The following is a 15,532-nucleotide window of genomic DNA, read 5'->3' as shown; positions in this document are numbered from 1 at the left end:
CCGTCCCGTGACGGGCGCCCGGCCTGCGGCAGGAGGCGGGCTGCACCGTCAGAACGGACCGGTGATTTCACCGGTACGAGCCGGTCCCTGCCCTCCTAGCGTCGGTCGCGTCATCCCGCGAGGAGAGGAGACCCCGATGAACCGCTTCTCGGCGCCGAACCTGCGGAACAGCCGCTCGGGAGGTCGCGCAGCGACGGCGCGCCCACGGGACGCCGCCCGGCTGCAGACGCTCGCGCGCAGGTACGGCGGCTGCCCGAACGCGGCACACGGCCACCACCGGGCCGGGACGGACGTGCCCCACGGGCAGGTGGAGGTGTGACGTGCCGGCTTCTCCTTGGCGCGCCAAGGCGCCCGTCTCCCCGGGCCAGGAGTACCTGGCCATGGCCACCTTCCTGCCGCTGCGGTCCTACCGGACGATCCCCCGGTTCCTGGGCCTGACCTCGTCGGTGGTCAGGCAACTGGAGCGCACCGGCGGGTTGGTCGGCTACAGCCTGCTCGCGCAGCCGGCCCGGAAGCGGTTCTGGACCTTGTCGGCGTGGACCGACCGCCGCGCGCTGGACGCATTCGTCCGCCAGATGCCGCATCTCGGCGTGATGGGGGACCTGCGCCCACACATGGGTCCGACCCGGTTCACCGCCTGGACCGTGCTCGGATCCGCACTCCCGGTCAGCTGGAACGAGGCCACGGAGCGGCTGGTGGGTCCCGCCGCCTCCTCCGCGGGAGGTGCGGCATGAGCCCGCAGTCCCGCCGGGTCGCCGGCGTCGTCCTCATCGTCCTCCCCACGGTCGTCCTCGGTGGGGTGAGCGTGCTCAGCCTGCTGATCGGTGACCCGGGCTACCGCGACAACCCGCTCCGGCAGGACCTGTGGCGCGCCGGTCACGCACACGCGGGTGTGTTGCTGCTCCTGTCCCTGGTCGCGCTCCGCTACGTCGACGAGGCCAGGCTGTCCGAGCGTGCCCGCTGGTTCGTGCGCCTGGCCTTCCCCGCCGCGGCTGTCCTGCTGCCCGTGGCGTTCTTCCTGTCCGTCCTCGTGCCGCAGGCTCGCGAGCCCGGTCCGGTGGTCCACCTGGCGTACGCCGGGGCGGTCGTCCTCGTGTCCGGACTGCTGACCCTCGGCGTCGGGCTGCTCCGCAGCGAGACGCCGCGGTCGGCCCCCAGCGGGTCGCCGTCCCACGACGCCCTGTCGCCGCCGGCCCCGCGTGGACCACATCCCCGTCCGTCCGCACCGACCTCACCGTGAGGAGTGATTCCCGTGATCTTCCTCGTCGTCCTCGCGCTCGCCACCGTGGTGGCTGCACTGGTCCTGTGGCCCTCGTCCGGTCGGCGCTCCGCGCGTCGTGCGGCGCGCATCGGCATGGCCACCGCGATGATCGTCGCCGGGGTGGCGCACTGGCTGATGCCCGCACCGTTCGTCCAGCACCTCCCGCCGTGGGTGCCCGGCGCACAGGCCCTCGTGCTGGCGACCGGTGTGGTCGAGATCGGCCTCGGCGTCGCTCTCCTCCTCCGGCAGCCGTGGCGGCGCCGCGCCGGCCTCGCGCTCGCCGTCTACCTCGTAGCGGTCTTCCCGGCGAACGTGTACGTCGCCGTGGCCGGCATCGAGGTCGACGGGCAGCCCGGCGGCTGGTACCCCTGGCTCCGCCTGCCGTTCCAGGTCCTGTTCGTCGCCTGGGCGTTGTGGTGCACCCAGTGGGACCTCCGGCAGGTGCGCGCGGCCGCCGCCGGGCTCGTCGGCAGGGGTCCTCGAGCCGACGAGGACGCGCCGGGACTCTCCCGGACGCAGGGGTAGCGGTCCGGCGACGCCGGCGCCACTGCACTCGCGCTGCAGGGGTGCGGCCGTGAGCTGCCTGGGCGGCCCACGGCCGCAGTTCCGTGCGAGCGTCTCCGCGCCGGTAGCAGGGCGCGGCCACGGGGCGGAGCTGGGCAGTGCCGCGACGCTCGACCGGACGGGCCCGACCGACGCGGGCCGGCCGGGATGGGGGAGTCCCCGGTGTGCAGGGCAGCCATCCCGGTACGGGTGTCCGAGGGGCGACACGCCACATGCGCACGCGGCTGCACACGGCGCCGAGGTCCTGCTACAGAATGGTCCCGGTCCCCGAGAGCGGGTGCCGTTTCGGGGCTCGGACCTGACCGTTCGAGGTGCGGTGCACGTGAGGAACCACGACTCCGATCCAGGCAGCGAGACCTCATGACGAGGGGAGCGACCCGTGCCGGTCATCGAGCGTCCTGACACGGCCCGCATCTCGTGGGAGTCCGACGGGCCGGAGGACGCTCCCGCCGTCCTGCTGCTGATGGGGCTCGCCTACCCGGCCGCGATGTGGTTCCGGCTGGTGCCCGCTCTGGCCGAGAGCTACCGGGTCATCCGGATCGACAACCGGGGTGCCGGCCGCACCGGTGACGTCCCTGGGGAGCCGTACACGGTCGAGACCATGGCGGCGGACTCCCTGGCCGTGTTGGACGCCGCGGAGGTGGACACCGCCCACGTCGTCGGCATCTCGATGGGCGGCCTGATCGCCCAGGAGATCGGGCTCACCGCTCCGGGACGGGTCCGCTCGCTGTGCCTGATCGCCACCCACCCGGGCATCGCGCACGCCGTCACGAACCCCCAGGCGATGGCGATGCTGATGCAGCGCGGCCAGATGACGCCGCAGGAGGCGGCCGAGGCCTCCATCCCCTACAACTACGCGCCCGGGACACCTCGCGAGCGCATCGAGGAGGACTGGGCGGTGCGGTTCCCGCTCGCCGCCTCGAACGAGGGTTACCTGGCGCAGGTGGTCGGGACGTCGCGATGGGACGGCTACGACCGCATGGAGGCCATCAGCGCGCCGACGCTGGTCGTACACGGGGAGCTGGATGCGCTCGTCCCGCCGGAGAACGGCCGCATCATCGCCGGCCGGATCCCCGGCGCCGAGCTCGTGGTGATCCCGAACGCGAACCACGTGCTGATGACCGACCAGCCCGAGCACGTGTCGAAGGTGCTCCTCGACTGGCTGGATCGGAACCGCTGACCGGTCCGACCAGCCGTGCCCGGCTCCGATGACGGACGACCGCCGTACGGTCCGGGGAGACCGCGCTCCACTCCCGGCTCCCGCACCGGCCGGCGTTCCGCCGACCGGTGCGGGACGCTCCGCCGACCTCGAGGAGCCGCCCGGTCGGCACGGGGAGCGGTGACGGACCGGTGCCGGTGGCGCCGCAGCACGGTCCCGGAGGACGCCTGCCCGCTGCGCCGGCGCCAGGTGCGGGGTCGCCGAGGACCTCTTCATGCGGACGCCCCGGGCCACTGACCTGCAGGGACACCGAGGCGGAGGAGTGCCCGAGGGGGACTCGCCACGTACGCACGCGGCTCCGGCCTGTCGGGAGGCCGGCCGTCGGGCCACGGGGCACCCCCGCTCCGCGACGTGCCGCGCAGCGGGCGTCGTCGTGCGGTCGCTGGCAGTGTGGACCGCATGGCCGAGTCCTCCCCCGTGGTCGTGGTGACCGGTGCGAACGGGTTGGTGGGCGCCGCGGTATGCCGGGCGCTCGTCGAGCGGTCGGCGCGGGTGCGCGCCGTCGTCCGCCGCGTCGGCAGCGCGCCTGCGCTCGACGGAGTCACCGAGCACGTCGGCGACTTCGCCGACGAGGGCCTCGCCCGCGCGGTGACCCAGGGCGCCGACGCGGTCGTCACGACGGTCCACCCGATGGGCTCGTCCCGAGACGAGCAGCACCGGGTGGGGGTCGAGGGCACGCCGGTCCTCACTCGGGCTGCCCGGGACGCCGGCGTCGCCCGGTTCGTGCACGTGTCCACGGCCGGGGTCTACGACCGCTCGGCCGGTGTCGGGGACGTGGCCGAGGACGGTGCCCTCCTGCCCGAGGAGAGCGGCGACTACCCCGACACCAAGAACGCCACCGACGCCGCGCTGGCGCAGGTGGGCGGGCTCACGACCGTGCTGGTCCGACCGCCGGCGATCACGGGCGCCGGCGACACGTCGGTCTGGAACACCCTGCGACCGCAGGGAATCCGGAACGGTGAGCGCCGGGCGAACCCGGCCAAGACCTGGGCCTGGGTGCACGTCGACGACCTGGCGGCCTTGATCGCGGACGTCGCCACGGGCGCCGTCGCGACCGCCGACGACCCGGAGCGAGGCCCCGTGGCCGGTGGCACGACCCCGGTCATCGTCGCGGGCGAGGCTGCGACCTGGCGGGACTACCTCGGCACGGTGACCGACGCGCTGGGCGTCGTGCCCGAGTGGACCGACGAGCCGGTCTGGACCGGGCAGCTGCTCACCGACCGCGCGCGCCGGTGGGGCTGGGTGCCGCGGGTGAGCCTCGCGCGAGCCATGGACGAGCTGCGGCAGGGCCTGACGACGCGTTCGTGACAGCGACCGGGTCGCCCGACGAGGACCGCCGCAGCCAGTGCCTCGACCAGACACGGGGTGGTTCGAGGTGCCCGAGACTCCGGGCCGGCTGGCCGATGTGGCCCTCCAGACATCGAGCGGACGTGCCAGCACAGGAGGAGTGACCTCGCACCGGCGCAGAAGCCGTGGGGGGCAACTCGGCGTCCGGGGGGCGACTCGCTGCATGCGCACACGGCTGCGGGGTCGCTGCGCGGCCGATCTGCTCGCCCCTCCTCGAGCGCCCTCTCCGTCGCTGCCCTCACCGGTTCCGGCCGTCTTCGGTCCAGCGGATGACCGGCCGGGAATCTGACGCCCTCGCACGCGTTGACACGAGCGAGCTACCGACGACGAGACAACAGCCGGTCGTCCGGCGTCGATTCCCTCGGTCCGTGGTCACCAGCCCAACCCCGGCGGCTCCGGGTCCCCCTGAGAGCCGTTGGAGCCCGCGGCGTCGATCGCCGGAGATCCGCAGGTCGGCTGGGCGTCGGCGGACCAGGCCCCGCCCCGGGGCGCGGTGCGCCCCGTCCGCGGGACTGTGCGGCATGCTGCCGCGGTCACCGAGGCCGGCATTCCAGAGGAGGAGTCTGTGGCACGACCAGGCCAGCGCAAGGCGGGTGCTCGCCGGAGCGCGGCGCGGGACCAGCGACGGGTCCGCCATCGTGGCGACATCGTCGTGGTGCTCGCTCGAGCCGTCCGTGAGGTCGAGGCGGCCACCCAGCGCGGCCGTGTCACGCCGGCCGTACGCACGCAGTTCCAGGCCGTCGCCCTGCTGCTGCGCGAGGAGCGCGCCCGCGTCCAGGCTGAGCCGTCCGGCAGCGACAGTCATCGGGCCGAGCAGCTCAAGCGCCTGGACGGCATCGCGACCATCCTCGCGACGACCGCTGTGCAAGACGCTGGGTTGCTGGCGCTGCTCGCCGAGGACGCCATCGCCTCCGATGCGGCCCAGGCGCTCAAGCGAGACATGCTGCGGACCGTCGGCGTCGAGCCGGCGCCCGAGGAGGTCCCGCCGACCGAGACCCCGGCTGCGCCCGCGACTCCTGAGCGCCGCGTCGTGCCGCAGTCGGTGATCTCCCGACAGATGGCCAACCCCTTCCTCGCACCCGACTTCTCCGCTGCTCGGGAGCGGACCGCCCGTCCGCGCCGCCTGGCCGGCTGGGAGCTGATCGGCCCGCTCCTCAGCTCCTTCGAGCGCGCCGGTGGCGGGGACTCGGCGTGCATGCCCCTCCCCGCGCCGTCGTCGCGGGGCGCGGTGGAGGGTCTGGCGCTGATGCCGCACCAGGCCCAGCTCGTTGCCGCGGCCGCGGCCGGTCACCGGAGCTTCCTCCTCGCTGACGAGCCGGGTCTGGGCAAGACGGCCCAGGCACTGGTCGCCGCGGACGCGGTGAACGCCTACCCGCTGCTCGTGGTCGTGCCGAACGTCGTCAAGACCAACTGGGCCCGGGAGGCCGGCCGCTGGACCCCCCACCGCGCGGCAACCGTGGTCCAGGGCGACGGTGACACGATCGACGGCTTCGCCGACATCATCGTCGTCAACTACGAGGTGCTCGACCGCCACGTGGGTTGGCTCGGCGACCTGGGCTTCCGCGGGATGGTCCTCGACGAGGCCCACTTCATCAAGAACAAGACATCCCAGCGCTCGCAGCACGTGCTGGAGCTCTCGAACCGCATCCGGTCCCGCACCCCGCGGCCTCTGCTGATGGCCCTCACCGGCACCCCGCTGATCAACGACATCGAGGACTTCCGCGCCATCTGGCAGTTCCTCGGTTGGATCGACGACGCCAAGCCGCTCGGCGAGCTGATGGACGCGCTCGAGGACACCGGCCTGACGCCCGCCGACCCCGGCTTCTACGCCGTCGCCCGCCGGCGCGTGATCGACCTCGGGATCGTCCGCCGGCGCAAGGTCGACGTGGCCGCGGACATCCCCGCCCGCCGCATCGCCGATCTCCCCGTCGAGCTGGACGGGCCGGCCGGCCGGTCGATCCGCGCGGCCGAGCGGGAGCTCGCCCGCCGGATGGTGGCGCGGTACGAGACCGCGCTCGCGAACCGCTCGGCCGCTGCCGTCGTCGGGGGCATCGACCACGACCTCGTGCGTCGGGTGGCCCGGTGGGAGCTCAAGGACGCGACCACCGCGCAGGCCGGCGGGAACGTGTTCAGCATGATGCGGCGCATCGGCCAGGCGAAGGCCGGCCTCGCCGCGGACTACGCGGCCCAGCTGGCCCGCAGCGCCGGCAAGGTCGTCTTCTTCGCCAAGCACGTCGACGTGATGGATGCGGCCGAGGACACCTTCGCCCGGCAGGGGGTCCGGTTCTCGTCGATCCGTGGGGACCAGTCGCCCGCGTCGCGGCAGAGGAACATCGACGCCTTCGTCAACGACCCGGATGTCGCCGTCGCGGTCTGCTCGTTGACCGCAGCCGGCGTGGGCCTGAACCTGCAGGTCGCCTCGAACATCGTGCTCGCCGAGCTGTCCTGGACCGATGCGGAGCAGACCCAGGCCATCGACCGCAGCCATCGCATCGGTCAGACCGAGCCCGTCACCGCGTGGCGCATCATCGCTGCGCAGACCATCGACGCCCGGATCGCGGAGCTGATCGACAGCAAGGCGGGGCTCGCCGCCCGTGCGCTCGACGGGTCGGATGAGGAGGTCTCGTCGTCGGCCGACGTGCAGCTCGAGGCGCTGGTCACGCTGTTGACCGAGGCGCTGTCGGCCGTGCCGCAGTCGGGCGCGGCCTGACCGACGGGCACCGAGCAGGGACGGGTCGAGCAGCGCCGGAGCCCCCACGGTCGCCCGACCCGCGAGGGCTCCGGTCCGGGTGCCCGAGGGGGACGTGGGCACCGCGCCGTGGAAGCCGCTCACCGCTGGGTCCCGGGAGGGGGAGCGCGGTGGTCAGCCGCGCATGACGATCGTCCTGGCGGTCCCGTCGGCGGCTCGCACCTCGTCGACCAGGTGGCGAACCGCCGGCATCACGAGGACCTGAGAGGCCCGGACACGGGTACGCCCCGGCGTCCTGATCTCGAGGACCGTGGGGCGGGGCTGTGTCCGAGGGGCGACTCGCTGCACACGCACCCGGCTGCCTCTGCCGCGGTGACCCGGAGTTGGCTTCGAGCCCTGACTCGAGGGCCACCAGCCGCCCGCGCAGCGGCCGCTGTCGCTGCCGGTGCGTGCCGGCCACTCATCGCACCGGGTCCGCGCAGGCAGGTCCGGCCCGCAGCCTGGAGGCCCCTGACGGGTGCCCGAGCGGTGGGTCGACGATGCCTGTCGGTAGGGCGCGGTCGCGATGGGCCACGTCCGTCGAGGTGTCAGTGGCAGGCCGGACGGCCGTCACCCACCTCGCCGGAGCTGCAGTGGCGGGATGCCGGCTCAGGCGCGTCCAGAGCGGGGTTCCGGTCGAAGAAGCCGACCGGCTTGAGGACGAAACCGGCGTGGTCGACGGGCATGATCGGCCAGTCCTCCGGCCGCGGGAAGTGCGTGAGCCCGAAGGTGTGCCACAGGACCACGTCGGCACCGTCGATGTCCCGGTCGGCGCGCACCCAGGTGTCGATACCGGTGTTGCCGGGGTTCTGGTTGACGTACTGGCCGGAGGGATACCGCTCGGCCTCGTCGTACGCCGTGACCCAGAGGTGCCGGGTCGTGAAGGCGGCCCGCCGGGCGATGGACGAGCTCGGGTCGGCGAGGAGGGTCGGCTGGCCTTCGGGGAGGAGGGCGTAGGCGGTCGGCTGACCGAGCTGGTTGGTCGCTCCGCCGTTGACCACGTGCCAGGCGCGCCCGACCGAGCCGTCGGCCAGCCGCGCGGCCTCCGACTCGCGCCGCAGCCGCGTGACCGACCGGGTGAAGCCGTTGCCGTAGGGGTTGTCCGGTCCCACCGGCACCCGGCGGGCCTCCACCTCGTCGACGGCGTTGAGGGGACCGTCGACCATCATGTCCAGCCGGGCGGAGAACAGGTGCTGGTGGTACGGGGCTCCCACGCCGGGGGCGATCTCCGAGGCCCACGGGTACTCCGAGCCGTCGGGCCGCGGGCCGGGGTAGGCAGAGGCGAAGACGACGCCGGTCGCCTTGCACTCCAGCTCGATGGTTCCGTCGAGGTAGAGGTACCAGTAGAAGCCGTAGTCGTAGTTGCCCACGGTGATGAAGAAGGAGATGACCAGCCGGCGCTGCCGGCGCACCGAACTCGTGCCGTTGTAGCTGTCGGTGTGCTTCCAGAGGACGCCGTGGTCCTCCTCGTGCATGCAGATCGCGTTGGCGAGGGAGCGGGGTCGTCCGTCGTCGTCGGCGATCACTGCGGCGAAGTACCGGATCTCGCCCAGGCAGTCGCAGCCCAGCGTGAGGGAGTTCGCCTCCTTGCCGAGCGAGTACTCACCGGCGTCGAAGTAGTTCTGCCAGAACCGGACGGGGGACGGGTCGCCGTAGGGCACGACCATCTCCGCGACGGACGCGCGGTAGATCACCGGTCGCAGGCGCTCCCCGTCCTCGAACCCGATCTGGTGCAGCGTCAGTCCCTCCACCTGGTCGAACCCGATGCGGAACCGCCACTTCTCCCACGTGACGACGTCCCCGTCGACCGTGAAGCTCGGACCGTCCGGCTGGGTGATCTCGATGGGCCGCTGGCTCTCCCGCTGCGTGACCGGACTCGGCTGGAAGTCGGCGCGCTCGCGGTTCAACGGGAAGACACCGTCATCGATGAGCTCGACGACCTCGGCGGTGATCAGGTCGACGTAGGCCACCACGCCGTCGATGGGGTGCGCCCAGATGTTGTCCGAGTCGTCGAGCTGGAGGAAGGACAGGCAGCGCACGAGGCGGCGTCCCTCCTCGCCGGCGATGTCGAAGGCGCCGGCGCTCAGTGCCGAGACCCGGATCCTGCGGGGGTCGTCCAGCCCACGGGCCGCCATCGCGGCGCACCAGCCCTCGTCGGCCCAGAGGATCTCCTCGACGAGTGCGAACTCCTCCGCCATGATCGGCGGTTGGCCCTCGGTACGGACGTCCACGGTCCTGCGGCCGACCACGGCGCCGTCGGTCAGGGAGGTGACGGCCTCGGTCACCTCGCCGGAGGACCGGTCGAGCAGGGTGGTGCGGACCCGCCGCTCGACCGGGTCACCGGGAGACCACGAGAGAACCGTCGCCTTGGCCGGCTCGTCGAGGAGGACGAGGGGGAACCGGGTCGTGCTGCCGACCAGCCCCGCCTGCTCCAGCAGCTTGCGGTTGTGCTCGATCTCGGCCGCGGAGAGCCGGTCGAGCGGGTGGGCGGCTGCTGCTGTCTGCACGGTTGCTCCTCGGTGCGCCGGGCGAGCGAGTTCTTTGCGACACTCTGCAAAGAATCCCCGCCGGATGCCAGCCCCCTCCTAGCAGGAGTGCCATGCCGATTCCCGATGCCCCTCATCTCGGCGGCTGATGTGGCCCGCCCCAGGGAGCAGACGGCTCGGCGGCGCAACATCATCGCCGCCGCGCGCCGGGCGATCGTGGCGCGAGGAGTTCGTGGCCTCCGGGTCAAGGACGTCGCCGCGCAGGCAGGGATCTCGGCCGGCCTGGTCTCCTACTACTTCCCAGAGCTCGACCGGCTGCTCGTGGACGTCCACCAGGACTCGGTCGACCGCTTCTACTGGGGCCGGTTGCGCACCATCGAGGGCCTGGCCGACGGCGCCGCCCGCCTCCGTGCCCTGGTCGCCGGCGGGCTCCCCGTCGGAGCGGACGACGAGATCTGCCACTGCCTGTACGAACTGCACCTGCACGCCGCTCGGGACGAGACGCACGCCGGGCTGATGACCGACCTCTTCGACCGCGAGGTGGCGCTCTACGCGTCCGTCCTCCGCCGCGGCGAGCAGGAGGGAGAGTTCGTCCTGTCCGCACCTGCGGAGGACGTGGCGGCGACCGCGGTCGTCCTGGAGGACGCCTACGGACTCCACATCGTCGCCCGCAACCGCTCGATCGACCGCCGGCGCGCGGCCACGCTGCTGCTCAGCTGTCTCGGCACGATGACGGGGACGGTGCTCCTCGACCCGGGGTGCAGCATCGGATAATGCGATCCTGCGGAACAACAACATCTGTTGGACAGGAGTCCGCCGCGACCCGAGAGTGGCCCTCGGCAGCAGCCACGCGCACGTCCGTGCCGTGGCGCGATGTGGAGGGGTGTCGTGTCGATGGAAGAGTGCGAGGTCGTCGTGGTCGGCGGCGGACAGGCCGGCGTGGCCATGAGCGAGCACCTGACCGCAGCCGGGGTGCCCCACGTGGTCCTGGAGAAGGGCCGTGTCGCGGAGAAGTGGCGCTCCGGGCGGTGGGACTCCCTGGTGGCCAACGGGCCGGCCTGGCACGACCGCTTCCCGGGCATGGAGTTCGCCGACGTCGACGCCGATGCCTTCGCGCCGAAGGAGCAGGTCGCGGACTACTTCGTCACCTATGCGGAGAAGTTCGGCGCGCCCATCCGGTGCGGCGTCGAGGTGACGTCGGTGACCAGGAACGTCGGTCGGCCCGGTTTCCGCGTCGAGACGTCGGACGGCGCGCTCGAGGCCCATTTCGTCGTCGCGGCCACGGGGCCGTTCCAGCGGCCCGTCGTCCCTCCGATCGTGCCGGAGGGCGCCGTGCCGCTGCAGCTGCACTCGAACTCCTACCGCAACCCGGAGCAGCTGCCCGAGGGTGGCGTCCTGGTCGTCGGGGCCGGGTCGTCCGGGGTGCAGATCGCCGACGAGCTCAACCGGTCGGGCCGGCGCGTCTTCCTCTCCGTCGGACCGCACGAGCGGCCACCCCGCAGCTACCGGGGCCGCGACTTCTGCTGGTGGCTCGGTGTCCTCGGCAAGTGGGACGCCGACACGCCGGCCCAGGGCGCGGAGCACGTCACCATTGCGGTCAGCGGTGCGCGCGGTGGCCGGACCGTCGACTTCCGGGCACTGGCTGCCGGTGGCATCCACCTCGTCGGCATGACGGCCTCGTTCGACGCGGGGGTGCTGAGGTTCCGGCCCGACCTCGGTGCGCACATCGCCGCGGGCGATGCCAGCTACCTGGCGCTGCTCGACGAGGCCGACGCCTACGTCGAGCGCAACGGTCTGGACCTGCCCGAGGAGCGCTCGGCGCACGTCCTCGGCCCCGACCCGGCGTGCGTCACCGATCCGCTCCTCGAGCTCGACCTCGCCGCGGCCGGGGTGACGTCCATCATCTGGGCGACCGGGTACGCCGCGGACTACGGCTGGCTGCAGGTGGGCGCGCTCGACGAGCGCGGCCGACCGCAGCACCGGCGTGGTGTCTCGACCGAGCCGGGCATCTACTTCCTCGGGCTGCCGTGGCTCTCGCGGCGTGGCTCCAGCTTCATCTGGGGCGTGTGGCACGACGCGAAGTACCTGGCCGACCACATCCAGACCCAGCGCGGCTACCTCGCCCACGCGGCTCACACCCGGGACGGCTCGTCCGGGGTGCCGGCCGGGGACGCCGCCTTCGAGATCCTCGGAGCAGGCCGATGAACGCGCCCATCGTGGCGGGTGGCCACACCCGCATCCGCCCCTTCAACACCCGTGACACCTATCCCGAGCAGGCGCTGGACAACGACCTCTGCCAGGCCGTCGTCGCCGGGAACACGGTCTACGTCCGCGGTCAGATCGGTCAGGACCTCGCCACCAGCGAGTCGGTCGGCGTCGGGGACGTCGAGGCCCAGACGGAGCGCGCCATGGCGAACATCGACATGCTCCTCCGCGAGGCCGGCGCCCGGATGGAGCACCTGGTCAAGCTGACGATCTACCTGGTCGACCCGCGGTACCGCGAGAGCGTCTACCGCACGATCGGACGGTGGACCCGGGGCGTGCACCCCGTCTCCACCGGGCTCGTGGTCTCCGCGCTCGCCCGCCCCGAGTGGCTGGTCGAGGTGGATGCGATCGCCGTCATCCCGGACGGCGCACGGTGACCTTCTCCGTCCTGGGCACCGACGGCAGGGGTGCCGTCGGCATGGCCGTCACCTCGTCGAGTCCCGCCGTGGCGGCACGCTGCATCCACCTGCGCGCCGGGGTGGGTGGAGCCGCGTCGCAGAACGTCACCGATCCCCGGCTCGGCAGGGAGGTCCTCGACGCACTGAGCACCGGCCTGAGCGCACCCGAGGCGCTGGACCGGGTGGTGGAGGCGCACGACCTGACCGAGTACCGGCAGCTCACGGCGCTCCGTCTGGACGGGGGAGGAGCGGCGTTCACCGGCGCCGAGGCCCTCGGGGTGCACCACCACCGCATCGGCTCCGGCGTCGTCGCCGCCGGCAACATGCTCGCCGGTACCGAGGTCGTCGACGCGGTGGTCGAGGCCTTCGAGGCCGCCCCGGGTGACCTGGAGGTGCGCCTCGTCGCCGCGCTCGCGGCCGGCCTCCGAGCCGGGGGAGAGGCCGGGCCGCTGCACTCCGCAGGCCTCGCCGTGGTGCGGGAGGTCGCCTGGCGCGAGACCGACCTGCGGGTCGACTGGAGCGAGGAGCCCGTCGAGCAGCTCCGCGGCCTGCTCGACCTGTGGCTCCCGCAGCGCGACGACTACGTGACCCGGGGTCTCGACCCGACCGCCGCGCCGTCCTACGGCGTCCCCGGGAACGAGTAGCGGTGGCGCAGGGGATGAGCGACAGGGCCGCGGAGCAGGTCGGCTCGGACGCGCGGCGGCTGATCCGGCTGTCCGAGCAACTGCACGCGCACCCGGAGACGGCCTGGGAGGAGCACCGCTCCGCCGGCTGGGTGGCCGAGTCGCTCGACGAGGCCGGGTTCACCGTCACCCCGGCCTACCTCGGACTCGAGACGGCTTTCCTCGCGACCCGTGGCAGCGGACCCTTCCGGCTCGGCCTGTGCGCGGAGTACGACGCCCTCCCCGGCTTGGGGCACGCCTGCGGGCACAACCTCATAGCGGCGATCACCGTCGGTGCCGCACGTGCGCTCGCGCCGCTCGCCGACGACGCAGGACTGACCATCGAGGTCTACGGCACGCCGGCGGAGGAGGGCGGCGGAGGGAAGATCGAGCTCCTGGAGCGTGGCGCGTTCGCCGGGCTCGACCTCGCCATGATGGCCCACCCGGCGCCCGTCGACGTGGCCGAGGCAGAGCCCTTCGCCGTCTCTCACTCCCACATCGCCTACACGGGCAGGGGCGCCCATGCCGCCGCCTACCCCGAGCAGGGCGTGAACGCAGCCGATGCCTTCACGATCGCCCAGGTGGCGGTCGGGCTGCTGCGCCAGCAGCTGCCCTCCTCGGTGCGCGTCCACGGGGTGATGACCAACGGAGGCGAGGCGCCCAACGCCATCCCCGCCCGCACCGAGGGCCGGTGGTACGTCCGCGCGGAGAGCCTCGCGCAGCTCGCCGAGACCGAGGCCAAGGTCTGGCGGTGCTTCGAGGCGGGCGCCGTGGCGACCGGCTGCACGCTCGACGTGACCCCGGAGAGCAAGCCGTACGCCGAGTTCCGCACCGACGAGCAGGCACTGCGCGCCTACACCCGGAACGCCGAGGCGCTGGGGCGCAGCTTCGACCAGGACTCGCCGGCGCGGCGGATGAATCGCGCCTCCACCGACATGGGCAACGTGTCCCAGGTGGTGCCGGCCATCCACCCCTACGTCGGCATCGGCTCGCTCCCCGCGCTCAACCACCAACCGGAGTTCGCCGCCCGCTGCGTCGGCGGGGATGCCGAGCGTGCCCTCATCGACGCCGCGACCGCACTGGCGTGGACCGCGCTCGACGTCGCCGCGGAGGGATCGACACCATGACGGACGAGACTCCTGGAGCGAGCGGGGCGCACCCGGCCGGCACCCGGCTCGAGCGGGACTTCCTGGGGGAGCGGGCGCTGCCCGCTGCCGCGCTGTACGGCGTGCACACCGCTCGGGCGTTGGAGAACTTCCCGATCAGCGGCACGCCGATCCGCCGGCACCGGGAGCTCGTCGGCGCCCTGGGCGCGGTGAAGCTCGCCGCGGCGCGGGCGAACGCCGAGCTGGGACTGCTCGACGAGCGCCGCTCCGCCGCGATCGAAGCGGCGGCGCGGGAGGTGGTGGACGGATCGCTCGACGACCACTTCGTCGTGGACGTCGTGCAGGGTGGCGCCGGCACCTCGACGAACATGAACGCCAACGAGGTCATCGCCAACCGGGCGCTGCAGATCCTCGGCCTCGCACCGGGGGACCACGCCGAGCTCCACCCGAACGACCACGTCAACGCCGGTCAGAGCACCAACGACGTCTACCCGACCGCGGTCAAGATCGCGCTCCTGCGCGCGCTCCCCGGCCTGGCCCGCGCCGTGCACGAGCTCTCCGCCGGGTTCGCCGCGAAGGGCGACCGGTTCCGGTCGGTGCCCAAGGTCGGCCGCACCCAGCTGCAGGACGCCGTCCCGATGACCGTCGGGCAGGAGTTCTCGGCGTGGGGCGCCACCCTCGCCGAGGAGCAGGCGCGGATCCTGGACTCCTGCGGTCTGCTGTGCGAGATCAACCTCGGGGCCACGGCGATCGGTACGGGGATCACCGCGGACCCCCGGTACGCCTCGGTCGTCCTCCGCCACCTGCGTCAGGTCACCGGGTTGCCGTTGCAGACCGCCGGCGACCTCGTCGAGGCGACCGCGGACACCGGCGTCTTCGTGCAGCTGTCCGGCGTGCTCAAGCGGACGGCTGTGAAGGTGTCCAAGATCTGCAACGACCTCCGGCTGCTCGCCTCCGGCCCGCAGGCCGGGTTCGGCGAGCTCCGGCTCCCAGCACGGCAGGCGGGGTCGAGCATCATGCCGGGGAAGGTCAACCCGGTCATCCCCGAGATGGTCAACCAGGTGGCCTTCTGGGTCGTCGGCAACGACGTCACGATCACGATGGCCGCCGAGGCGGGCCAGCTGCAGCTCAACGCGTTCGAGCCGATCATGGGCCACGGCCTGCTGCAGAGCATCGACTGGATGACCCGCGCCTTCGACACCCTGACGCGGCTGTGCGTGCGGGACATCGAGGTGGACGAGGAGCACCTCGCCGCGCTGAGCGCGCGCAGCGTCGGCGTGGCGACCGCCCTCATCCCGCACCTCGGCTACGCCGCGGCCAGCGCTCTCGCCAAGGCGGCCCTGGCCGGGGAGGGCGACGTCCGGTCCCTCGTGCTGCGCACCGGGGCGCTGGACCGCGCGCTGCTCGACGAGCTGCTGGACCCGCGGCGGCTCGCCGGGGTCCGCACGGTCTCCGGGGAGGACGACGCGGCCGGGAGCTGACGCCTCCACCCGTGC

Annotated in this window: 14 protein-coding genes; 13 read left to right on the top strand and 1 reads right to left on the bottom strand. The window is 73.0% G+C overall.

The window, feature by feature from the left end:
- The first annotated feature begins 136 nt into the window (after positions 1 to 136).
- The 7 genes from BMW27_RS01610 (at position 137) to BMW27_RS01580 (ending at position 7,101) form a co-directional block, all read left to right on the top strand.
- On the top strand, positions 137 to 319 hold the full coding sequence (locus BMW27_RS01610) for a hypothetical protein (protein WP_091438080.1): 183 nt from the start codon (positions 137 to 139) through the stop codon (positions 317 to 319).
- Position 320: 1 nt separating this feature from the next.
- The gene (locus BMW27_RS01605) at positions 321 to 734 is read left to right on the top strand and encodes a DUF3291 domain-containing protein (RefSeq protein WP_139206804.1); all 414 of its coding nucleotides are present in this window, start codon (positions 321 to 323) and stop codon (positions 732 to 734) included.
- A complete protein-coding gene (locus tag BMW27_RS01600; protein WP_175486275.1) occupies positions 731 to 1,240 on the top strand; it encodes a hypothetical protein in 510 nt (169 codons plus the stop codon). Before BMW27_RS01605 ends, BMW27_RS01600 begins: the two co-directional genes overlap by 4 nt.
- A gap of 12 nt (positions 1,241 to 1,252) precedes the next feature.
- Positions 1,253 to 1,786 carry a DoxX family protein gene (locus BMW27_RS01595; protein WP_091438071.1) on the top strand — a complete coding sequence of 178 codons (534 nt, stop codon included), beginning with the start codon at positions 1,253 to 1,255 and terminating at the stop codon, positions 1,784 to 1,786.
- A gap of 418 nt (positions 1,787 to 2,204) precedes the next feature.
- The gene (locus BMW27_RS01590; RefSeq protein ID WP_091438069.1) at positions 2,205 to 3,005 is read left to right on the top strand and encodes an alpha/beta fold hydrolase; all 801 of its coding nucleotides are present in this window, start codon (positions 2,205 to 2,207) and stop codon (positions 3,003 to 3,005) included.
- A gap of 438 nt (positions 3,006 to 3,443) precedes the next feature.
- On the top strand, positions 3,444 to 4,352 hold the full coding sequence (locus BMW27_RS01585; protein WP_091439707.1) for an NAD-dependent epimerase/dehydratase family protein: 909 nt from the start codon (positions 3,444 to 3,446) through the stop codon (positions 4,350 to 4,352).
- A 691-nt stretch (positions 4,353 to 5,043) separates the two neighbouring features.
- Complete coding sequence (locus BMW27_RS01580; protein ID WP_245743246.1) at positions 5,044 to 7,101, top strand: DEAD/DEAH box helicase; 2,058 nt, start codon at positions 5,044 to 5,046, stop codon at positions 7,099 to 7,101.
- Positions 7,102 to 7,667: 566 nt separating this feature from the next.
- Here the strand turns inward: BMW27_RS01580 and BMW27_RS01575 are convergent.
- The gene (locus BMW27_RS01575) at positions 7,668 to 9,626 is read right to left on the bottom strand and encodes a primary-amine oxidase (protein ID WP_217638004.1); all 1,959 of its coding nucleotides are present in this window, start codon (positions 9,624 to 9,626) and stop codon (positions 7,668 to 7,670) included.
- 105 nt (positions 9,627 to 9,731) lie between these two features.
- On the opposite strand from BMW27_RS01575, the gene BMW27_RS01570 reads away from it, so the two are divergent.
- The 6 genes from BMW27_RS01570 (at position 9,732) to BMW27_RS01545 (ending at position 15,517) form a co-directional block, all read left to right on the top strand.
- Positions 9,732 to 10,379 (top strand): TetR/AcrR family transcriptional regulator, encoded by a 648-nt coding sequence (locus BMW27_RS01570; RefSeq protein WP_217638003.1) that lies wholly within the window; start codon positions 9,732 to 9,734, stop codon positions 10,377 to 10,379.
- A gap of 120 nt (positions 10,380 to 10,499) precedes the next feature.
- The gene (locus BMW27_RS01565; RefSeq protein WP_245743295.1) at positions 10,500 to 11,810 is read left to right on the top strand and encodes a flavin-containing monooxygenase; all 1,311 of its coding nucleotides are present in this window, start codon (positions 10,500 to 10,502) and stop codon (positions 11,808 to 11,810) included.
- Positions 11,807 to 12,247: a RidA family protein gene (locus tag BMW27_RS01560; RefSeq protein ID WP_091438059.1), complete on the top strand. Its 441-nt coding sequence runs from the start codon at positions 11,807 to 11,809 to the stop codon at positions 12,245 to 12,247. The genes BMW27_RS01565 and BMW27_RS01560 overlap by 4 nt, the downstream gene beginning before the upstream one ends.
- The gene (locus BMW27_RS01555; protein ID WP_091438056.1) at positions 12,244 to 12,912 is read left to right on the top strand and encodes a DUF1028 domain-containing protein; all 669 of its coding nucleotides are present in this window, start codon (positions 12,244 to 12,246) and stop codon (positions 12,910 to 12,912) included. Before BMW27_RS01560 ends, BMW27_RS01555 begins: the two co-directional genes overlap by 4 nt.
- A gap of 14 nt (positions 12,913 to 12,926) precedes the next feature.
- Entirely contained in the window at positions 12,927 to 14,057 is a 1,131-nt protein-coding gene (locus BMW27_RS01550) for a M20 family metallopeptidase (protein ID WP_091439703.1), read from the top strand.
- Positions 14,054 to 15,517 carry an aspartate ammonia-lyase gene (locus BMW27_RS01545; RefSeq protein WP_091438053.1) on the top strand — a complete coding sequence of 488 codons (1,464 nt, stop codon included), beginning with the start codon at positions 14,054 to 14,056 and terminating at the stop codon, positions 15,515 to 15,517. Before BMW27_RS01550 ends, BMW27_RS01545 begins: the two co-directional genes overlap by 4 nt.
- Positions 15,518 to 15,532 lie beyond the last annotated feature (15 nt).

The organism is Geodermatophilus poikilotrophus, assembly GCF_900111455.1.
Classification (GTDB): domain Bacteria; phylum Actinomycetota; class Actinomycetes; order Mycobacteriales; family Geodermatophilaceae; genus Geodermatophilus; species Geodermatophilus poikilotrophus.
The sequence above is the reverse complement of the archived record's forward strand: the minus strand, read 5'-3'. Positions and strand labels throughout refer to the sequence as shown.